Annotated in this window: 20 protein-coding genes; 9 read left to right on the forward strand and 11 right to left on the reverse strand. The window is 72.3% G+C overall.

Annotated elements, in window-relative coordinates:
• Window positions 1–52 precede the first annotated feature (52 nt).
• Window positions 53–196: a hypothetical protein gene (locus FL583_RS40235; protein ID WP_170323761.1), complete on the forward strand. Its 144-nt coding sequence runs from the start codon at window positions 53–55 to the stop codon at window positions 194–196.
• Window positions 197–205: 9 nt separating this feature from the next.
• Here FL583_RS40235 and FL583_RS20350 read toward each other — a convergent pair whose 3' ends face one another.
• Window positions 206–1,867 carry a DNA repair helicase XPB gene (locus FL583_RS20350; RefSeq protein ID WP_142706285.1) on the reverse strand — a complete coding sequence of 554 codons (1,662 nt, stop codon included), beginning with the start codon at window positions 1,865–1,867 and terminating at the stop codon, window positions 206–208.
• Window positions 1,868–2,080: 213 nt separating this feature from the next.
• Here FL583_RS20350 and FL583_RS20355 point away from each other — a divergent pair, with 213 nt between their 5' ends.
• The gene (locus FL583_RS20355; RefSeq protein ID WP_142706286.1) at window positions 2,081–2,977 is read left to right on the forward strand and encodes a L,D-transpeptidase; all 897 of its coding nucleotides are present in this window, start codon (window positions 2,081–2,083) and stop codon (window positions 2,975–2,977) included.
• A gap of 659 nt (window positions 2,978–3,636) precedes the next feature.
• On the opposite strand, the gene FL583_RS20360 is transcribed toward FL583_RS20355, so the two are convergent.
• On the reverse strand, window positions 3,637–6,000 hold the full coding sequence (locus FL583_RS20360) for a helicase-associated domain-containing protein (protein WP_170323753.1): 2,364 nt from the start codon (window positions 5,998–6,000) through the stop codon (window positions 3,637–3,639).
• A gap of 90 nt (window positions 6,001–6,090) precedes the next feature.
• Between FL583_RS20360 and yidD the strand changes: the two genes are divergently transcribed.
• Both yidD and FL583_RS20370 read left to right on the forward strand, forming a co-directional pair.
• Window positions 6,091–6,606 (forward strand): membrane protein insertion efficiency factor YidD, encoded by a 516-nt coding sequence (gene yidD / locus FL583_RS20365; protein ID WP_205752301.1) that lies wholly within the window; start codon window positions 6,091–6,093, stop codon window positions 6,604–6,606.
• A gap of 38 nt (window positions 6,607–6,644) precedes the next feature.
• The gene (locus FL583_RS20370) at window positions 6,645–6,833 is read left to right on the forward strand and encodes a hypothetical protein (protein ID WP_142706289.1); all 189 of its coding nucleotides are present in this window, start codon (window positions 6,645–6,647) and stop codon (window positions 6,831–6,833) included.
• Here FL583_RS20370 and FL583_RS20375 read toward each other — a convergent pair.
• The gene (locus FL583_RS20375; protein ID WP_142706290.1) at window positions 6,830–7,105 is read right to left on the reverse strand and encodes a hypothetical protein; all 276 of its coding nucleotides are present in this window, start codon (window positions 7,103–7,105) and stop codon (window positions 6,830–6,832) included. The genes FL583_RS20370 and FL583_RS20375 overlap by 4 nt on opposite strands.
• Window positions 7,102–7,311: a hypothetical protein gene (locus FL583_RS20380; protein WP_142706291.1), complete on the reverse strand. Its 210-nt coding sequence runs from the start codon at window positions 7,309–7,311 to the stop codon at window positions 7,102–7,104. The genes FL583_RS20375 and FL583_RS20380 overlap by 4 nt, the downstream gene beginning before the upstream one ends.
• 458 nt (window positions 7,312–7,769) lie before the next feature.
• Here FL583_RS20380 and FL583_RS20385 point away from each other — a divergent pair, with 458 nt between their 5' ends.
• Window positions 7,770–8,414 (forward strand): HAD family hydrolase, encoded by a 645-nt coding sequence (locus FL583_RS20385; protein ID WP_205752302.1) that lies wholly within the window; start codon window positions 7,770–7,772, stop codon window positions 8,412–8,414.
• Here FL583_RS20385 and FL583_RS20390 read toward each other — a convergent pair.
• Window positions 8,374–8,613, reverse strand: coding sequence for a hypothetical protein (locus FL583_RS20390; RefSeq protein ID WP_142706292.1), 240 nt, complete (start codon window positions 8,611–8,613; stop codon window positions 8,374–8,376). The two genes, FL583_RS20385 and FL583_RS20390, sit on opposite strands and share 41 nt — an antisense overlap.
• Window positions 8,614–8,727: 114 nt before the next feature.
• Here FL583_RS20390 and FL583_RS20395 point away from each other — a divergent pair, with 114 nt between their 5' ends.
• Window positions 8,728–9,114, forward strand: coding sequence for a cold-shock protein (locus FL583_RS20395; RefSeq protein WP_142706293.1), 387 nt, complete (start codon window positions 8,728–8,730; stop codon window positions 9,112–9,114).
• Here FL583_RS20395 and FL583_RS20400 read toward each other — a convergent pair.
• From FL583_RS20400 to FL583_RS20420, 5 genes are read right to left on the reverse strand one after another with little or no spacing between them, the layout of a single operon-like run.
• Complete coding sequence (locus FL583_RS20400) at window positions 9,111–11,132, reverse strand: hypothetical protein (RefSeq protein WP_142706294.1); 2,022 nt, start codon at window positions 11,130–11,132, stop codon at window positions 9,111–9,113. The two genes, FL583_RS20395 and FL583_RS20400, sit on opposite strands and share 4 nt — an antisense overlap.
• A 31-nt stretch (window positions 11,133–11,163) precedes the next feature.
• Window positions 11,164–12,000, reverse strand: a complete 837-nt coding sequence (locus tag FL583_RS20405) for a 1,4-dihydroxy-6-naphtoate synthase (RefSeq protein WP_142706295.1) — start codon at window positions 11,998–12,000, stop codon at window positions 11,164–11,166.
• Window positions 11,997–12,608, reverse strand: a complete 612-nt coding sequence (mqnB, locus tag FL583_RS20410; RefSeq protein ID WP_142706296.1) for a futalosine hydrolase — start codon at window positions 12,606–12,608, stop codon at window positions 11,997–11,999. The genes FL583_RS20405 and mqnB overlap by 4 nt, the downstream gene beginning before the upstream one ends.
• Complete coding sequence (locus tag FL583_RS20415) at window positions 12,605–13,081, reverse strand: hypothetical protein (RefSeq protein WP_142706297.1); 477 nt, start codon at window positions 13,079–13,081, stop codon at window positions 12,605–12,607. Before FL583_RS20415 ends, mqnB begins: the two co-directional genes overlap by 4 nt.
• Window positions 13,082–13,090: 9 nt before the next feature.
• The gene (locus FL583_RS20420) at window positions 13,091–14,350 is read right to left on the reverse strand and encodes an MFS transporter (RefSeq protein ID WP_142706298.1); all 1,260 of its coding nucleotides are present in this window, start codon (window positions 14,348–14,350) and stop codon (window positions 13,091–13,093) included.
• A gap of 283 nt (window positions 14,351–14,633) precedes the next feature.
• On the opposite strand from FL583_RS20420, the gene FL583_RS20425 reads away from it, so the two are divergent.
• Genes FL583_RS20425 through FL583_RS20435 form a run of 3 tightly spaced genes read left to right on the forward strand, consistent with a single transcriptional unit; the run spans window position 14,634 to window position 19,692 of the window.
• Entirely contained in the window at window positions 14,634–15,470 is an 837-nt protein-coding gene (locus tag FL583_RS20425; RefSeq protein ID WP_205752303.1) for a DUF3027 domain-containing protein, read from the forward strand.
• Window positions 15,470–18,376, forward strand: a complete 2,907-nt coding sequence (locus tag FL583_RS20430; RefSeq protein ID WP_142706300.1) for a sacsin N-terminal ATP-binding-like domain-containing protein — start codon at window positions 15,470–15,472, stop codon at window positions 18,374–18,376. Before FL583_RS20425 ends, FL583_RS20430 begins: the two co-directional genes overlap by 1 nt.
• Window positions 18,373–19,692 (forward strand): WD40 repeat domain-containing protein, encoded by a 1,320-nt coding sequence (locus FL583_RS20435; RefSeq protein WP_142706301.1) that lies wholly within the window; start codon window positions 18,373–18,375, stop codon window positions 19,690–19,692. Before FL583_RS20430 ends, FL583_RS20435 begins: the two co-directional genes overlap by 4 nt.
• On the opposite strand, the gene FL583_RS20440 is transcribed toward FL583_RS20435, so the two are convergent.
• Window positions 19,689–20,024 carry a type II toxin-antitoxin system VapB family antitoxin gene (locus tag FL583_RS20440; RefSeq protein WP_142706302.1) on the reverse strand — a complete coding sequence of 112 codons (336 nt, stop codon included), beginning with the start codon at window positions 20,022–20,024 and terminating at the stop codon, window positions 19,689–19,691. The genes FL583_RS20435 and FL583_RS20440 overlap by 4 nt on opposite strands.
• Between the last annotated feature and the right edge of the window lie 48 nt (window positions 20,025–20,072).

The following is a 20,072-nucleotide window of genomic DNA, read 5'->3' on the forward strand; positions in this document are numbered from 1 at the left end:
TCCACCAGGGGGCTGGTGGGGCCAATTGGACTGGAGTCGAGAGGTGGAACTGATGATGCTCGGGATAGTGATCCTCTGGCTGGTGATCGCGGCCCTCGCGGCCAAGTTCGGCGTCGACAGTCGGGACGGGATGGACTGGCGCCCGTTCGACGAGGCACTCCGGCGCCGGTCGGGTCTGCGTCCGCGGAGCAGCTGAGCCCCAGCCTCAGCCGACGTCGGGGAGCGGTGGTCCGATCACGTCGTCGGCGTCGACGATCGTGTAGGCGTACCCCTGCTCGGCGAGGAACCGCTGCCGGTGAGCCGCGTAGTCCGCATCCAGACTGTCGCGGCTGACCACCGTGTAGAAGTGCGCCTGCCGTCCGTCGGCCTTGGGCCGGAGGACGCGCCCGAGCCGCTGCGCCTCCTCCTGCCGGGAGCCGAACGTGCCGGAGATCTGGATCGCGACCGCGGCCTCGGGCAGGTCGATCGAGAAGTTCGCGACCTTGGAGACGACCAGCGTGTTGATCTCGCCGCGCCGGAACGCGTCGAACAGCCGCTCGCGCTCGCGGTTGGTCGTCTTGCCCTCGATCACCGGCGCCTCGAGTTCGGCGCTGATCTCGTCGAGCTGGTCGAGGTAGGCGCCGATCACCAGCACCTGCTCGCCCTGGTGCTTCTCGACCAGCTTCCGGACGACCGGCATCTTCGTGCGCGCGGTCGCGCACACCCGGTACCGCTCCTCGGGCTCGGCGACCGCGTACGTCATCCGCTCGGCGTCGGTCATCGTGACGCGCACTTCGACGCACTCGGCCGGCGCGATCCAGCCCTGCGCCTCGATGTCCTTCCACGGGGCGTCGTAGCGCTTCGGGCCGATCAGCGAGAAGACGTCGCCCTCGCGGCCGTCCTCGCGGACCAGCGTGGCGGTGAGCCCGAGCCGGCGGCGCGACTGCAGGTCGGCGGTGAGCCGGAAGATCGGCGCGGGCAGCAGGTGCACCTCGTCGTAGACGATCAGGCCCCAGTCGCGGGCGCCGAACAGCTCCAGGTGGCGGTACTCGCCGTTCTTCCGGGACGTCATGACCTGGTAGGTCGCGATCGTGACCGGGCGGATCTCCTTGCGCTCGCCCGAGTACTCGCCGATCTCGTCCTCGGTGAGCGAAGTGCGGGCGATCAGCTCGCGCTTCCACTGGCGTCCGGCGACCGTGTTCGTCACCAGGATCAGCGTCGTGGCTTTGGCCTGGGCCATCGCGGCCGCGCCGACCAGCGTCTTGCCCGCTCCACAGGGCAGCACGACGACGCCGGAGCCGCCGGCCCAGAAGTTGTCGACCGCCTCCTGCTGGTACGAGCGCAGCGTCCAGCCGTCTTCGGCCAGGTCGATCGAGTGCGCTTCCCCGTCGACGTAACCGGCCAGGTCCTCAGCGGGCCAGCCGACCTTCAGCAGCACCTGCTTGAGCCGGCCGCGCTCGGACGGGTGGACCGCGACCGTGTCGTCGTCGATCTTCGCCCCGAGCATCGGGGAGACCTTCTTGTTCCGGGTGATCTCGACGAGGACCGCGCGGTCGAGCGCGTGCAGCACGAGCCCGTGCACGGGCGAGTTCAGCAGCTGCAGCCGACCGTACCGGTCCATCGTGTCGGCGACGTCGACCAGCAGCGCGTGCGGTACCGGGTATCGCGAGAACCTGACCAGCGCGTCCACCACCGACTCGGCGTCGTGGCCGGCCGCGCGGGCGTTCCACAGCCCCAGCGGCGTCAGCCGGTAGGTGTGGACGTGTTCGGGGGCCCGTTCGAGCTCGGCGAACGGGGCGATCGCCATCCGGCAGGCCTGGGCGTCCGGGTGGTCGGTCTCGAGCAGCAGAGTTTTGTCCGATTGGACGATCAGGGGTCCGTTGGGCACGCCTTCCAGTGTCCCTCGCGCGAGCGTGGTCCGCAGGTAGCCGGGTGGCCGAACGTGAATCACGCGTTCAACCGCTCTGGGTGATCGGGGTTCTACACGCAGCGGCGTTATTACTGTCACAAGGGTGAGTTGACCTGCAGCGATACGTGTGTGACAGGACGGAATGCTTCGGAGAGTCGGCAATCCTCGTAGCGCGCGCGTAATCTTCGGTCCGTGCCTGGTCGACATTCATCCTCAGCAGACACCACGGAGTACATCTATATCGCTGAGGAAGCGCCACGCGGGAAGCACACCCGCATGCGTGGGCGTCGTCGCCGCGAGAACCCGGTCGGCCGGGCCGCGAAGGTCGGTATTGCCGGTGTCGTCGCCGCCGCGGTGGCCGGGAGCATCTCGTACGGTGCGGTCTCGATGGTGACGCGTAGTTCGAGTACCGGAACGGCGAGCGCGATCGACATCGCCGCTCCGGCGCGTTCCAGTGACAATCGGGCGTCTCGCGCTGGTGGGTATTGCGCGCGGACCGGACCCGGGCAGGCGCGGGTCGAGCAGTATCTGGCGACGCAGACGGCGAAGTTCGGCCAGGTCACGATGGATGCGACGCAGGACGGGACGGACTGCGCGGCGATCCGGAAGTTCCAGACTGCGGTCGCGCTGCCGACCGTCACCGGCTTCGCCGACGACGCGACCGCCGAGATCGCCGACCGCCTCTACGGCTCGTCCCCGGCGTCCTGCCAGGCGGACGCCACGACGACGACGGTCTGCGTCGACCTGACCCGCCAGACGCTCTGGGTGATGCGGACGGGTTCTGTAGTTTTTGCCCCGGTCGTGGTGCGGACGGGCGGTAAGGGGCTGAAAACTCCGGTCGGTCAGTTCGAGATCAGCGAGAAAAAGACACTGACGACATCGAGTGAATACGGCACGAAGTTGCCGTACTGGGAGCGCTTCTACCAGGACTTCGGCCTGCACGCTGCGGATACGTCGTTCTATTCGGACGAGTCGGCGGGTGGCTCGCACGGTTGTGTGAATCTGCTGGCGAGTGACGCGAAGGCTGTTTACGGTTTGACCGAGGTTGGCACCCAGGTTCACGTTTTTGGCAACAAGTCGGGCACGTAGCCCAGCGGTTCCCTCTTGGCCCCTGCGCGACCGTTCGCCCATGCTCTCGGCGGTTTGACGCCAAATCGGGGTTATTCCGCGCTGTTTGAGCCCGGAAAGCCGTCAAACTGCGCGCCGGGCCTTAGCCGGCTCGGCATTGCCCAGGCCGCACGCCGGGGTGCACGCAGGGGCGCGCGCCCAACGCACGAGTCGGACCGGCGAGGGGCCGGCCCAATGCGCTGGTCGGGACCTCGATATCGCGTGCGCCTCATGAGGCGGAGCGTTCAGCGGATTGGTGCGGCAGCGCTGGAGGAAAGGCCGGGTCCGATACGGGTGCTCATATCGAGGGCCGCCAAATCCGCCCGCTGCCGGGCGAGCCGGTAGCGGCGGCCAGTCAACTGGCTGCGAGCGGAGCCATGAGGTTCCCGAGAACGGTCAAGCACCTTGACCATTCTCCGGGCTAGTGAGGTCCCGCCGGCCGTTCGGCGGCGGAGTCGATTGCGCGAGTTCGCTATCGACCAGGAAGCCGTCCGGCGGCGGGCAAGCCGGCCAGGGGCGGCTCAGGGCATAACGCGGCTGGGCGGACCTGCGTCCGCATCGGTTGGCTCTCCCGGCGGGCGACTGCCGGGCGCGCGGGATCCGATCGGACCGCCAGGCAGCTCAGAAGTGCGGGGCACCCCTCACTCCTTCGTCGGAATCGCACTCACAACCCGATGCAACGCGAACGTGTGCTCGGTCTCAGTGCGATCATCCTCAGCCCGCAAATACCCCCCACCCACCGAAACCGGCCGCACCACCCGCGCCGTGACGCCCCCATGGGCGTCGACATAACTGAGCCAGACCCGAGCGCGCTCGCGCGCGGCCTGTTGGAGAACACCTACCGCGGCACCCGGATCCGCCTCGCCGGGCTGGGTGAGCACCGGGGCGCGCCGGGCCGCGCGGGCGGCCTCGTCGCCTCGGCGGACCGCGGCTACCGCTCCGGCCAGGTAATCAGCGTCCAGCGAGATCTCGTTGGCGCCCCGGGGCGTGCTCCGGGCCGACCGGCCCGCGGTGCGCTTCGCGTCCGGCCAGCCGAGTACCAGGCCGCCGTTCGCGTCCTCGGCGCCCGGGGCGTAGCCGCAGCCTCGAAGCAGGTCGACCACCCGTCCTACGGCGGCCGACGACACCAGCACCGTGTCGGCGATCCGGCGCAGGTTCAGCTCCGTGCAGCGCCGGTCGGCCAGCACGGTGGCGAGCAGCGCCGGGTCGTCGCTCCGCACGTACGACCCGGCCGCGCCGACTCGGAGGCCACCGTGGCGGCGGGCGACGTCGTCGATCAGGTAGGTCAGCGACTGGGGCACCGGCGTGCGCGAGCGGGCGGCGAAGAACGCGTGCAGGTCGCTGCCGGATCGGCCGGCGTCCAGGGCCCGGCGGACGCTCTCCGGCGTCACCCGGTAGACGGTCGCGCTGCCGGCCGACTCGACGTCGGCGACCAGCGCCATCTCGGCCGAGAGCGCGGGCTCGAGCGGGCCGGGCGCCACCACGGTCAGGTCGGCCTGCACCAGGACGTGGTCGACCGGCTCGGGCAGCAGATCGATCAGCAGCGGCACCGGGTCCTCGCCGACCACGACCGCCCGGCCGAACGACGTGAGGGTGTTCTGCGCGACCAGCCCCAGGACTCCGGCCTCGGTCAACTGCTCGGCGATCGCCTCGTCCCGCCGTCGTCCGCTGCGGCGGGGCGTCCGCCAGTCGAGGACGCCGACGATGTCGGCGGTGGCCAGCGGTCCCGGGTATTCGACGAGTACCTGCAGCGTCGCGGCCCGGAGCGTCGGGGCGGCCGAGCGGGTGACCTCGGCCGACAGTGCGGCGACGGCCCGGTCGCGCTCGTCCCGGGTACCGACCAGCGCGGGCATCCGCGCCATTCCGAACCACGCGGACGCGAGCTGAGCCCACCGGCGCTCGGCCGGCGTGGCCTGCCAGACGTCGAACGCGGCGGTCGGCAGCCAGGTCGGGTCGGCGTCCGGGGTCCGGGCCAGCAGCCCGGCCTCGTACGCGACCTCGAGCAGCAGCGCGGCGGTCGGCTCGTCGACGGCGGCCGCCCGGGCGAGCCGACGCAGCTCCCGGACGCCCAGTCCGCCCGCTTTCAGCACCGGCGGCGGCTCGCTCGCGCACGCGTCCAACAAAGTCGTGGTCTGACGCAGGACCTCGAGCACCTGGCCCGACCCGGCCCCGTCGATCCGATCGGCCGGGACGGCCGCGGACGCGGCCGGCACCGGCGCAGAAGAGTGCAGCGGCCCCAGCGGCGAATCGCCGCGCAACGCGAGCCCGACCTCCCGCGGAAGCTCGACCGTGGAGGCGTCCAGCGGGACGAGGAGCCCGTGCACGAGCAGCCACCGGATCGGCGTGTCGGCGTCCGACGGGTCGGCCGGACGACGGACGTCGCGGATCGCGCCGATCGGGTTGCCGCCGGTCGCCAGCCGTTCGAGCACGGCGATCGCCTCGGGCGGGCAGGCGTCGAGCAGCGCCGAGAGCCGGACCGGATCCCCGAACGCCTCGGTGATCAGCGCCGTGGCCTCGGGCTGACGGGCCGACGGCAGGTGCAGCGCGGCCAGGATCGGGGCGACGTCCTCGGTGCGCTCGTCCTGGATCAGCTGCGCCACCGGACGCCCGAGCCCGACCGGATAGCGGGACGTGACCTCGTCGAGCATCGACGGGAGCCGCAGCGTGGTCTCCCCGTCGGGCCAGGCCAGGCCGAGCGTGATCAGGTGGTCGAGCGTCTTCCGGACCGTGAAGTCCGGAGCGCCGGACAGCAGATCGAGAGCTTCCTTCTGGTCCGCGCGGTGATCGGCGCCCGCGACCAGCCGAAGCGCATCGAGCACCTCCAGATGGAACCGGTCGAGGTGATCCAGCGCCCGGGCGATCGACATCCGAGAATGCGCACGTTGCGCCAATACGGAGAAGTCGGACGGAACCGGGACGGCGAGGTCCGGACGCGCGGCGAACAGCCGTTCCAGCTGTTCGTCGGTCAGCGCGCGATAGTGATCTGCCAAGCTCGCCGTACTCACCGAATAGACGCTAACCGGTTTCTGCCGACAACGGTCCGCATGCCGACACCCACGAGCGTGCTCTCGGTTGCACGTGCCACCCTTCGGCCCGTGGCGAACGAGACGGGATGGATGCTGTTGGCGGGCTGGCGCCGCTGGCGAGAGAGACGCCGGGCGAAGCGTCGGCGCCGGCGCGGCCACGGCGGGGACTCGGGCGACGGCTGGTGGGCGTGCGATCTGCCCGCCTGCGGCGGGCACGGCCATCACGGAGGCCGCGACGGCTGTGATGGGTGCGATGGCTGTGACGGGTGCGACGGCTGCGACTGCAACTTCAACCTGCTGAGCCTGGGGACGCTGCTCCTGCTGATCCCATTCCTACGGACGCAGCCGACGCTGAAGAGACAGAACACGATCCCAGGACGTGGCGGCGTCCTGTTGATCCGCGGCTACCAGCGGAAGATCAGCCGGCATCTCCCGACGAAATGCCGATACACGCCCTCGTGCAGCGAATACGGCGCCCAGGCCGTGTCGTGGTACGGCCTCGCCGACGGGTCGCGCCTGATCGCGGCCCGGATCAAACGGTGTACTAGGGCGGTCCCAATGGGTACTCCGGACCCGCTGCAATGACACACTGATTCCAGTCGTCAGTGCACCGAGGAGGAACGATGGCGTCCGACGCCCGTCAGGCCAAGCCCAGCAAGAGCGCCGTGGTGAAAGACGGTCACCTGGCGGTCAGTGAGTTCCTCGGCGAGCACCAGGGGCCGTCCAGCCCGTTCGGCGACATCCCGCTGCCGCTGCCGAACGACCAGATCGACTACGTGCACCCGGGCTCCGAAGACGCCCCGGCCCACTAACGACCGAGAGACTTCTCCACGTTCTGCCAGATCGGGCACGGCCACGGGACGCGTGCCCAGGTGCCGGAGCACTCCGGGCAGAACGGTGATCCGTCGCGCGGTTCGTGCAGGCGGAGGAACTCCGACAGGGCCAGCGAGAGATCGCTGAGGTCGTCGCGCGCGTAGGCCAGCAGCGTCAGGTCGTCGGCCTCGCGGGCCAGCGCGCGGGCCTCGCGCAGGCGCTGCCAGACCGCGTAGTGCCGACTGAGCCGCTCGGCGTCCTGTCCGATCACGGGTGCCTCCTCGAAGCCTGGGCGGTTCCGGTCCCCGGGCGAACGGCGCCGCCGCAGCGGTGGTGCCGGGTCTCGCTGTTCCGGTTCTGCCGTCCCGGGTAGGGGCGGTGACCCCCGTGCCGTTCGGCCTCGGCGCTGAACGAGCCGCTCTCGTCCCAGAAGTAGACGGTCGCGTACTCCAGGTAGTCGGCCGGGCGGATGTCCATCGATCCTCCAGTGCGTGCGAAGGCCCCCCGCAACTACCCGTGGCCGGGAGTTGCAGTGGAACTGTCGCGCACGTTCGCGCCCGAATGTGATTACCGGTCGGATATTCGCGATACCTGTGGGTATCCGGTGCTGGAGGCCGGGCGCTTCGGGGTGGTGTTGCCCCCGAGGGCTTGTGTGGACCTCTTTCGAGATGTTGTGCGAGCTATGCTACATTTTCCGGCATATGCTCCGATTGTGGGGTAGGGTCGCTGGCTTTCAGGTCCATGACCTGCAAAAACTCCTCGGGTAGTGGCTGACGAATTGGGTCGTTGCTATTCGGGATGGCGACGTCGCAGGGTCTGCAACGGCGCGGACCTAGTAGGGGCGTGTGGCGTCGTATCGGAGGCGCGGCAGGCGGGCGAAGCTGACCGCCTCCCTGCCGCGCCTCCTCCAATCCCGCATTAATTAGCGTGGAACCATGCCCCTGACGCCTCCCGTGGTCGGTTTCGACCTGGACATGACCCTGATCGACAGTCGCCCAGGTATCGGCGCGGTCTACGACGCGCTGGCCGCCGAGACCGGCGTCGCGATCGACACCGCGTTGGTCACGTCCCGGCTCGGACCGCCGCTGAGCGTCGAGCTCGCCAACTGGTTCCCGGCCGAGCGGGTGCCGGCGATGGTCGACCGGTACCGCGGGCTCTACGCGTCGCTCGCGATCGGTCCGTCGGCCGCGCTGCCCGGCGCGGTCTCCGCGCTCGAGGCCGTGCATTCGCACGGCGGCAGCACGGTCGTCGTCACCAGCAAGATCGCCCGCAGCGCCTGGCTGCACGTCGAACATCTCGGGCTCGCCGTCGACGACCTCGTCGGCGACGTCTACGCCGCCGCCAAGGGTCCCGCGCTCGCCGAGCGCGGCGCGGTGGTCTACGTCGGCGACCACACCGCGGACATCGCCGCGGCCCGGGCCGCGGGAACGGTGTCGGTCGCGGTCGCTACCGGTCCGTTCCCGGCCGACGCCTTGCGGCGCGCCGGGGCCGACGTCGTGCTGGACGACCTCCGGGCGTTCCCGACGTGGTTCGCGGACTTCAGTCGGCCTCGAGAGCCTCGCGGACCGCGCGGTTCGTAGCCGTGGCCCGACGGACCAGGCCGACCAGGATCAGCGCGAAGCCGAGCGGGCCGAGCATCGTGCCGACCGCGGCCAGCGCGGGCTGAGCGGACGAGCCGGCGAAGAACGGCAGGAAGACGACGCCCACGAACACCAGGCCCACCAGGAACGACGCCGACCCGACACGGATCAGCCAGCGGCCTGAATTGGCACTCGTCACGTGATGAGCCTAGGCCATTGGTTGCCGGGCTCCGGTGTCGCTAGCCTTGAGGCGGGGGCAGCGGGGGACCGCTGGCCCTTGTTTATCGGGCGATGGGGAAAACGGGGTCAGGACGTGCCGAGCGGCAAGGTGAAGTGGTTCGACCCGGAGCGCGGCTTTGGCTTCCTGGCCCGGGACGAGGGCGGCGACGTGTTCGTGCACAAGGGCGCGCTGCCGCCGGGCGTGACGGAGCTCAAGCCCGGCACCCGGGTCGAGTTCGGCGTGGCCGCCGGGCGCAAGGGCGACCAGGCGCTGTCGGTGCGGGTCGTCGATCCGTTGCCGTCGCTGGTGGCGCAGACCCGTCGTCCGGCCGACGAGTTACACGGGATGGTCGAGGACATGATCAAGGTTCTCGAAGCCCGCGTACAGCCCGACCTGCGCAACGGTCGCTACCCCGACCGCAAGTCGGCCCGCAAGATCGCCGAGTTGGTCCACGCCGTAGCCCGCGAATTAGAGGTCTAGCGCCAGGGCGGCGGGAGCTTCTGGGGGTTGGGGACGTCGGCGGCCGGTAGGCGGACGATCTGGATCTCGAGTTCCGGGCGCCGGCGCTGGATGTCCGTGAGGCCACGGAGCAGATCGTCGCGGGCGTCGGAGATCACGAACCGCACCGGTTTCGGGCTCACCTCGGCGACGTGCTCGACCGTCTTGATGCCCCGAGCCCCGTTCAGCCCGCCGACCGGCAGCGCCGCCTCGCCGCCCTGCCGCCGCAGCGCGGCCAGGAACAGCGACGGCGTGTACAGCCGGTACCCGGTGAGGATGATCGTCACCGTGCCGTCGTCGCCGTTCGGGAACGCCCGGTAGGTGTTCACGGTGCCCTTGCCGTCGTTCGGCCGCCAGAGCCGGGCGGCGTGGAACGTCCGCCCCCGGCTGGTGCCGGCCGCCGGCTCGGTCACGCCACCGCGCTCGGACGTCCGCGTGTGCAGCATCGAGTTCGGCACCAACAACCCGAACGCGAACGCGACGACGAGCCCGGACGCCCCGGCCGGCAGCGCGAACGTCACGAACCACCGGACCGGCGCGGCCCCGATCGGGAACCGCACCCGGGGCAGCAGCAGCGACACCGCGCCCAGGCCGACGAACGCGCACACCAGCACCGCGTGCAGCGACTTCTCGAAGTAGTACGAGACGCCGCCGGTGCGGTCCCACTGGTACAGCCCGATCGCCGCCACCATCAGCAGGCTGATCAGCAGCTGCGAACCCACCGAGCGCCAGACCGGGTTCCGTCGCCCGGCCCGCCGCAGCACGGTCCCCAGCAGCACGAGCACGCACAGCGCGACGAGCCACCGCCGGTCGATCTCCGGGATGCCGACGTCGGGCAGCAGCGCCCGCCCCGGCGACACCCCCGAGCGCAGCGAGATCACCGGCCAGGCCAGCACCAGTGGCGCCGCGACGACCGCGATCGCCAGGCTGCCCCACCGGAAGCGCCAGTAGAAACACGCCCAGGCCAGCACGACCGCGCAGGCGACCGGCGCGAAGAAGTAGTACGTGAAGCTGATCCCGACGACGCCCGCCGCGAGCAGCAGCGCCTGCTCCTTCGGTCCCCGCACCGGGCGGGCGGCCAGCGCGAACACCATGGCCAGCAGCGAGAGGCCCATCGCCTCGCTCGGGTACCCGCTGCCGAACAGCGAGACGAAGTAGCCGCCGCCGGTGCAGGCCGCGATCACCGAGACCGCGGCCACCAGCCGCCAGCCCCGCAGCGCCGGCCCGGCGACCCAGCGCACGCCCCAGACCAGCGCGAACGCCAGGATCCCGTACCCGACGAGGTTCCAGGCCAGGTAGTGGTCGAACGCCACCCAGCCGTCGCCCGGGTCGGTGGACGACCGGACGAAGTTGTCCATCAGCGCGCTGAACAGGTGTGAGGCCTGCGGGTAATCGACGACACCGGGGATGACCCGGCGGGTGATCTCGTCCCGGTGGAACGGCAGGTACCCGCCGACCGTGCGGATCGTGTCGAAGATCGTGAAGTGCCGGGCCAGATCCTCGGCGCCGACCAGCATGGCCAGCCGCTCGGTCGCGGGCTTGCCCCAGAACGACGACCAGAGGTAGAGCGCCGGGCCAACGCCTCCGGCCAGCACCAGAGCGTCGGCCCACGACGTGCGCAGCGGAAGAGACGGCCACCGCCTGCTCACCAGCCCGGCCGCGATCAGCGTGAAGAACCCGGCCCGGGCGACCGGCACCGGGTCGAGCCCCCACGGCCAGATCGAGAAGACCAGCCCGGCCACGCTCACCGCGCCCAGCAGCATCAGTAGCGCCAGCGCCAGCCGGTCGAGGATCGTCCGCCCGCCCCGGAGCAGGGACGCGATGCCCAGCAGCAACAGCACCGGCAGGACGGCGTCCGCGTGGAGCCGGTGCGTGAGGCCGGGCAGTACCCAGGCGACGACGACGAACGCCAGCAGAAGCACGCCGTGCCGGCGACGAGCCGGGAGCAGCGGTGGGGGCTCGGTGGCGGGGGCGGGGGCCGTCGCCGGGATGGTCTCCACTGCTACTCCGAGTCAGTCGGACGGGCTAGGCCTAGACAGAAGCAAGCCTCGGAATGGTGACACGTGGCACGAGCCCGGCTTCGGCGGCCCGCCCCAGAAGCGCGTCGACCGCCGCGTAACCGTCGTCGCCCAGGTCCCGGGTGAACTCGTTCACGTACAGCCCGATGTGCTGGTCGACGACGTCGTCCTCCATCTCCTGGGCGTGCGCGAGGACGTACTCCCGGCTGAGCGACGGATCGGCCCAGGCGGCCTCGACCGACGCGCGGACGAGCCGGGCGGCCTCGGCCGGGGTGATGCCCACCCGGGACGCCAGGTCTTTACGGGCCAGGATCGCGCCGAGCGGGATCGGCAGGCCGGTCGTCGACTCCCACCAGTCGCCGAGGTCCTTCGCCGAGTGCAGGCCGTAGCGCTGGTAGGTGAACCGGGCCTCGTGGATCACCAGGCCGGCGTCGATCTCGCCGGCCGCGACCGCGGGCATGATCTCGTGGAACGGCCGGACGACGACCTCGGCCGGCGGCTCGTCGGCCGACCAGAGCCGGAACAGCAGGTAGGCGGTGGTGCGGTCGCCCGGGACGGCCACGACCTTGCCGGCCACCGAGTCCGAACCCCGGGTGAGCACCAGCGGCCCGCACCCGCGGCCCAGCGCGCCACCGCAGGGCAGCAGCGTGTACTGGTCGAGCAGCCAGGGCAGCGCTGCGTACGACACCTTCACCAGGTCGTACTCACCGCGTTCGGCCGCGCCGTTGGTGACGTCGACGTCGGCGAAGTCCACCTCCACCGGCGGGGTGCCGGGGATCCGGCCGTGCACCATCGCGTCGAAGACGAACGTGTCGTTCGGGCAGGGGGAGAACGCCATCCGCATCGTCACGAGTCAACCGTAGCTCTCACCAGAGCGGCCACCGCGGTGCGCAGCGACTCGAACGCCAGCGGGATGTTCCAGGCGCTGCGGTCGCGGCGTCCGACCAGGTTGCTGATCGCCCGGAGCTCGGCCCAGGGCACCCCGGCGGCCTGGGCCGCCCAGGCGACCCCGTAGCCCTCCATGGCCTCGGCCACCGCGGACGGGTGCACCGACGCCAGCTCGGCGCCCCGGCGGTCGGTGCCGGTCATCGTCGAGAGCGTCAGGATCTCGCCGGTCAGCACCGGCAGGTCGAGCGCGTCGGTGACCCAGCGCCCGCCCGGCGAGGCCAGCACGTCACCGCCGGCCAGGCCCAGCCCGGCCAGGTCGAGGAAACCCTCGTCGGTGTCGGCGCCCAGGTCGGCCCAGCGGACGGTGTCGGCGACGACGATCGAGCCGATCGGCGCGCGTCCGGCGAAGCCGCCGGCCAGCCCGGTGGAGAGCACCAGGTCGTACGTCCCGGAGCCCAGCGCCATCGCGGTGCTCACCGCGGCCGCGACCGGCCCCACCCCGCCCACCAGCCCGTCGACGCCGAGGGCGTCCAGTTCGGCCTGGACGGCGGTCACCACCAGCAGGTTCATGCGACGTCGAGCACGAACCGCCAGAGGCCGCGGGCCTTCTCCGCGTTCTGTCCCGGGTGCAGCGCGAGCAGCTCGAGGACGTACGTCGTGCTGCCGGTCGCGTCGTTCGGGACCGTGAACCGGATGTACGAGGTGCCCTGGCGGACGAACGACACCGGCGCCAGGTTGCCGTCCGAGCTGGCCAGCGCGGCCGTCCAGCCGTCCTCACCGACGTTCGGCGGGACGTCGACCTCGACGCTGCCGCCCGGCTTCACGGTGATCGTCCCGGCGTTGGCCGGACCGGCCTTGCAGTCCGAGCTCGGCGAGGACGCGTTGAACGTGCCGTTCTCGAAGCACCAGGCCGTGGCCTCGCCGCCGGCGGAGTCGCCGTCGCTGACCACGGTCGCGTAGGGAGCCGGCTTGTCGCACGCGGCGACCAGCCCGAGAGTGGCCGCAGCCAGCGCAATCGCGACGCCACGCTTCGTCAGACGCATGTCCCGAGGTTAGCCAACGGCCTGCTGGGACCACTCGCTCGGGGCGGACGCCGGGGAGACCTCGGCCCGGTGGGCGGTCCAGGCCCAGGAGCCGACGCGCAGCGCCACCGCGCCGACCACGAGCCCGACCGCGAACAGCCCCCACGGGCCGGCCACCGGGACCAGCCCCAGGGCGCCGCCGCTCACCCAGGCCAGCTGGAGCATCGTCTCGGAGTGGGCGAACGCGCTCGCTCGGGACTCGTCGGGCAGCCGCTCCTGGATCACCGCGTCCACCGCGAGCTTGGCCAGGCCGCTGGCCAGCGCGGTCCCGAACGCCAGCACCAGCACGGCGGGCAGCGAGTAGAAGATCGCGGCCGCGATCGCGCCCAGCGCGACCCCGCTGACCGCGATCGCCCCCAGCAGCAGCGGACGGCGCAGCTTCAGCCGGGTACCGATCAGCGTGGCCACGAACGCGCCGGCGGCCAGCGCACCGGCCACCGCGCCCAGCGCCGCCACCGGCGTCAGCAGGAGGTCGTCCTCACGGGCCCGGAACGCGACGAACAGCGCGATGAAGCCGTACATCGCGCGGAGCGTCCCGCCCGCGGTGATCGCGGCCCAGACCGGCAGGTTCCACAGCCGCAGCGCCTCGCGGTGGGCGAGCAGCGCGAACACCCGGGGCGGCACCTCGGGCTTGTCCGAGTCGACCCCGGACGGCAACCGCAGCGACAGCACCATCCCGACGAAGAACAGCAGCGTGGCCAGGCGCAGCGGCCAGCCCGGCCCGAACGTCGCCAGCCCGGCGCCGACCGCACCGGCGATACCGCCGAAGATCGTCCCGGCCAGCGAGCCGCGGGCGTTCGCCTCGACCAGCGTGATCCGCGGGGGCAGCAGCCGGGGCACCGCCGCCGACCGCGCGACCCCGTACGACTTCGACATCACCAGCACGCCGAACGCGGCCGGGTAGAGCACCCAGGTGTCGATCTGGTCGGCGATCGCGAACGCGAGGAACCCGCGGGCCAGCATCGTGGTGGCCAGCGCCCAGCGGCGTCCGTGCCGGAACCGGTCGAGCACCGGCCCGACCAGCGGGGCCAGCAGCGCGAACGGCGCCATCGTGATCAGCAGGTAGAGCGCGACCCGGGTCCGGGCCTCGCCCACCGGCACGTCGAAGAAGATGGTCCCGGCCAGGCCGATCGCCACCAGCGCGTCACCGGCGCACGAGAGCGCGTGCAGGTCGAACATCTTGTGCAGCCCGGTCTGGTCGGCGCCGTCCGCGTTCCGGGCTCGTTGCACTCGGCACCACGCGGTCGCAACGGGGCCCCGGGAGCCCTTCCGCACCTCGTTGTCCGCTACCACGCCTCCATCGTTACCCACGCGGAGGCCCCACAGTCACCTACCGGGGGAGGGTTCATCCGTCCGGACGATGTCGCGTCGATTGAGTTCGGTGCCAAAACTGCACTACACGCCGATAGGAGACCGGGTTCCCTCCTCGCGAGGCTCGTGAGGAAGAATGAATACTGTGACGACCCGCACGGTGAACCGTCCCGCGGCAGCTGAGTCGACCGAGGACGGTGTGGTGACCGGGAACCCAGAGGCCGCTGACACCCCACGTGCGCGGCGGACGCCCCGCGCCATCAAGCTCGACACGGTCTGCGCGCAGGCCACCGACCTGGCCCGCGAAGCCGCCGTAGAGGTCGGCGGCGACATGGTCGGCGACCCGGTCGCGGTCAGCGCCGACGGCGAGCGGCTGGTGACCCACCGGTTCGCCGCGCTCCAGCCCGGCTACGCGGGCTGGTACTGGTCGGTCACCGTGACCCGGGTCCCGCGCTCGAAGCACGTCACGGTCAGCGAGGTCGCGCTGCTGCCGGGCTCCGACGCGCTGCTGGCGCCCGAGTGGGTGCCGTGGAGCGAGCGGCTGCGCCCCGGCGACCTCGGCGTCGGCGATCTGCTGCCGACCGCGCCCGACGACGACCGGCTGGTGCCCGGGTACGTGCTCTCCGACGACCCCGAGGTCGCCGAGGTCGAGTACGAGATCGGGTTCGGGCGACCGCGGGTGATGAGCCGGCTGGGCCGGGAGGAGACCGCCGACCGCTGGTACACCGGCACCTCCGGCCCGGAGAGCGAGCTGGCCAAGGCCGCGCCGGCCCGGTGCGGCAGCTGCGGCTTCTACCTGCAGCTGGCCGGTTCGCTCGGCGGGCTGTTCGGGGCCTGCGGCAACCTGTTCGCGCCCGACGACGGCCGGGTCGTCTCGGCCGACCACGGCTGTGGGGCGCACTCCGAGGCGCTGGTCGAGCCGGCGCCGCCGGTGCCGCCCGCGCCGATGGCGCTCGACGACGACCTCGAGGTCATCCGCACCGCGCACACGCCCGGCTCGGTGGAAGACACCGACGGCGAGCCTCTCGGCCACGGCTGATGGATTCCTTCGGGACGGCGGAACGGCGGGCCGCCGTTCTCGCCTCCTGGGCCGGTGTCGCGACCCGGTTCCGGGAGGACGCCAACGCGGAGGAGGAGCTCGTCCGCGGTGGCCTCGGCGGTTATGCCGACCGTCTGGTGGTGGAGCTCGCCCAGAACGCGTCCGATGCGGCCGCGCGCGCCGGCGTCCCCGGTTCGCTGCGTTTCTCGTACGTCGACGGCGTCCTGTCGGTCGCCAACACCGGTTCGCCGTTGGACGCGGCCGGAGTGGACGGCCTCACCTCGCTGCGTGCGTCAGCCAAGACCGACGTCAGGGAGCCCGGCACCGTTGGTCGCTTCGGCGTCGGGTTCGCGGCCGTGCTCGCGGTCAGCGACGCCCCCGAAGTGCGATCCAGCGCCGGTGGGGTGCGGTTCTCGGCCGAGCAGACCCGGGCCGAGGTATCGGCGCTCGGCGGCGCACCGGCCGCCGAGCTCGCCCGGCGGGGCGGGGCGGTGCCGGTCCTGCGGCTGGCCTGGCCGGCCGACGAGCCGCCGACGGCCGGCTACGACACCGAGGTACGGCTGCCGGTGCGGCCGGACGCGATCGAGCGGGTGCGGGCCATGCTCGCCGACGTCGAGCCGACGCTGCTGTTCGCGTTCCCCGGGCTGACCCGGCTCGAGATCGCCGTCGACGGCGCCGAGCGGGTCATCGAGCGGGCCGGGTCGGTCGGCAACACGGTGTCGCTGGCCTCGAACGGCGAGGTGACCACGTGGCTCGTGTCGTCCGACCAGGGCGACGTGCCGCCGGAGCTGCTGGCCGAGCGTCCGCTGGAGGAGCGGGCGGCCCTGGCCCGGTATTCGACGCTGGCCGCGATTCCGCTGGGTCGCCGTCTCAGCGGCGACACGGTTCTGCACGCTCCGTCGCCGACCGACGAGCCGCTCTCGCTGCCGATCCACCTGGCCGCGACGTTCCCGCTGGAGGTCTCGCGCCGCCGGGTGGCCCCGGGCGCGCTCACCGACTGGCTCGCCGCCCGGGCCGCCGACACGGTGGTCGCGCTGATCACGGCCGCGCCGCCGGCCGTCGAGACGCTCGCGCTGGTGCCCCGGCCGGGCCTGGGCCGGGCTCCGCTCGACGCGGCGATCTGCTCGCTGGTGCTGGCCGGTCTCCGCGAAGCGGAGTTCCTGCCGCTGGAGCCGGTCCCCGACGCGGTTCTGCCGTGGTCGGACGACGAGGTCGCGTTACTTGCCTCCGGCCTCGGCGACGCCTTCGGCCTCACCCCGCCCGCGGAGCCCGACCCGCTCTCGTCGACCGCCGACTCGGCCGCGCCGACCGCCGACTCGGCCGCCGTGTGGGATCGGGTGGCGCCGACGCGGGCGGTCACGGTCACCTCCGAGCTCGCGGCCACCGCCGACCTCCTCGCCGGCGCGCTGGCCGGGGTCGTCCCCGGGTTGCTGCCCGCCGACTGGTCCAGCCGCGCGGCCGCGCCGGCGCTGGACGCGCTCGGCGTCCGGCGGCTGACGGTCGCCGACGTAGTCGAGGCCGTGGCCGGCCTCGATCGGCCGGCCCCCTGGTGGGGCGACCTCTACCACGCCCTCGAACCCGCGAGCGCCGACCTGGACGCGCTCGCCGCGCTCCCGGTCCCGCTCACCGACGGACGCACGGTCACCGGCGTGCGGGGCGCGCTGCTCCCCGGACCGGACCTGGCCGCGATCGCCCCCGACACGCTCGCCCCGCTCGGCCTCCGGGTCGTCCACCCCGACGCGGTCGGCAGCGACCTGCTGACCCGCCTCGGCGCCCGCCCGGCCACCGTCGGCACGATCCTGGCCGACGAACGCGTCCGGGCCGCCGTCGCCGACTCTCTCGACGCCGACGAGCCCGAACCGCTGGCCGAAGCGATCCTCGCGCTCGTCGCCGCGGCCGGTATCCGCCCGGGCGACGAGCCCTGGCTGGCCGAGCTCGCGCTCCCGGCCGACGACGACTGGTACCCGGCCGGCGAACTGGTCGTACCCGGCTCGCCGCTGACCAGGGTCTTCGCCGGCATGGGCACCGACGACGCCCCGTTCGGCGTCGTCGACGAGGACTTCGCCAACGACGTGCTGGCCGCCCACGGTCCCGACGTGCTGGCCGCGGTCGGCTGCCTGACCACGTTCACCGTCCTCGACGCCGACGACATCGACGTCGTCGACCTGGCCGACCTCGGCGCGGACGACGCGGACCTGGACCTCGACGGCCTGGAGGAGTGGGCCGACGCGGTGATCGAGGCGATCGACCCGACCGGAACCGTCGGCGCGCCGCCCGGCACCCGGATCGAGAGCTTCCGCGCGATCCGCGACCTCGACCTGGTCGACGAAGACCAGTGGCCGGTCGCCCTGCAGCTGCTGGCCGAGGGCCCGCCCCGCGAGGTTCTGAACGCGACCGCCTACGCGCTGACGCCGGACGGCCGCCGGATCGAGGTCCCGGCCTACACCCGCTGGTGGCTGGCCCGGGAGCCGATCCTGGACGGCCGCGCGCCCGGCGAACTCCGCACCGGCGACGCGTTCGACCTCGACGGCCTGTACGACGTGGCACCGGACGACGTCGATCAGGCCCTGCTGCCGCTGCTGGGCTGCCGCACCGGCCTGCTCGACGCGATCGCCGCCGACCCGAACGACCTGCTGCGCCGCCTGGCCGACGCCGACCGCACCGCGGTGCCGCAGATCGTTCCGCTGGTCTACGCCCGGATCGCCGAGGCGCTGGCGGGCGCCCGGGTGGAGGCCCCGGCCCACGTCCGGGTCGCCCCCGACGCCGTCGCCGACACCGACCAGGTCGCGATCCTCGACCAGCCCTGGCGCCTGGACGCGCTCGACGGCCGGGTGCCGATCCTCGGCGGCGACGACCCGGTCTCGGTGGCCGAGCTGCTCGACGTTCCGCTGGTGTCTGAGTTGTGAAGTTCTTACGCGGACTGGTCACTCTCGCGATCACGATCTGCGTGGCCCTGCTGCTGGTGGCGATCGCCGGCTACGGCAGCAGCAAGTCGGTGGCCGAGAAGGAGCGAACCGCCCCGGCGAAGGTGTTCCAGCCGTTCGGCTGGCAGCAGACCGTCGAGAAGTCGCCCCCGGGGCCGGCCACGGTGCTGGTCAGCGGCGACGGCTGGGGCATGCGCGGGGTCACGTACCGGGGCAAGGTCGCGGTGGTCGGCGGCACCTACCGCACCCAGCGCTACCGGACCGACGTCGAGGCCGGGGAGGACGTCCTGCTCTCGCCGGACGGGACGACGATCGCCGACGGGATCCCCCGGCCGGTCCCGACGGCGTCGGGCAGCCCGGCCGCGACGACGACCGGCAGCCGCGACCCGGCGATCTGGTTCACCGACCTGGAGTCGGGCCGGACGAGAAGGATGACCGTGCCGGCCACCGGCACCGCGCGGCCGGTCGCGTTCTCGCCGGACGGCCGGAAGATCCTGGTCCAGGTCGCGTCCCCGCCCGAACACGGGCCCTGGCCCGGCGGCGAACTCGACCTGATGGACCTCGCGACCGGCGAGGTGAGCCGGCTGGCGAACCTGGGCACCGCGCCGGTCCACCGCGCTCAGCTGGCCGCGTTCTCGCCGACCGGACGCGAGGTCGCGGTCCAGATCGGCGACGCGATCTCGGTCGTCGACGTGAAGTCCCGGGCCGCCCGCCCGCTCGCCCGGCTCGGTCCCGACCGCCGAATCGCCGGGATCGGCGCCTGGAGCGGGGACGGCACCCGGATCGCGGTGCTCACGATGTCCGGCTGCAGCAAGCGCTGCGACGCCGACGACCTGGACGACCGGACCTGGCAGATCGACGAGATCGACGCCACCACCGGGGCCCCGCGGACCGGCTCGTTCGACCGGCTGACCGGCTCGACGATCCGGGTGCTCGGCCAGACCGACACCGGCGAGCTGGCCGTCGTCCGCTACCACGCGTCGAACGACGTCAGCATCGACGGCCTGGGCGAGCTGACCGTCGACGGCGACCCGGCCGAGGAGACGGACTACGGCGCGGTCGACGACGCCGACCTGCTCGGCCTGACGCCGTCGGGCCGGCGGCGGACGCTGGTGTCGCTGCCCCCGGGCTCGCGCCACGTCGACGTCGCCGGGCAGCTGGTCGTCGAGGACCGGATGGGCGGCGACTCGTCCCGGCCGATGCCGTGGCCGGCCCCGTTCTGGGTCGACCTCGCGCTGATCGCCGTGCTGCTGCTGGTGATCTGGGGCGCTTATCGCCTCCGCCGGGCGACCCGCTAAGCCGACACCGAAGCGTCCTCGGCCTTGGCGTCCGCCAGTTCTTCGTGAATCAGGACGCGGACGTGCATGGTCGTGCGCTGCTGCAGCGCGGCCCGAAGGGCGCGGTGCAGCCCGTCTTCCAGGTACAGGGCGCCGTCGAACTCGACCACGTGCGGGAACAGGTCGCCGTAGAACGTCGAGTCCTCGGCCAGCAACCGGTCCAGGGCGAGCTCCCGCTTGGTCGTCACCAGCTGGTCGAGCCGGACCTGACGGGGCGGTATCCGAGCCCACTCGCGCAGCGACAGACCGTGGTCGGGGTACGGCTTCCCGTCCCGGACCGCCTTGAATATCACGGTCCTTACGCTCCTTTCGTCCCCAGCCACCGTCGGTTCAGCCTAGCG

It is taken from the genome of Cryptosporangium phraense (assembly GCF_006912135.1).
Taxonomy (GTDB): Bacteria; Actinomycetota; Actinomycetes; order Mycobacteriales; family Cryptosporangiaceae; genus Cryptosporangium; species Cryptosporangium phraense.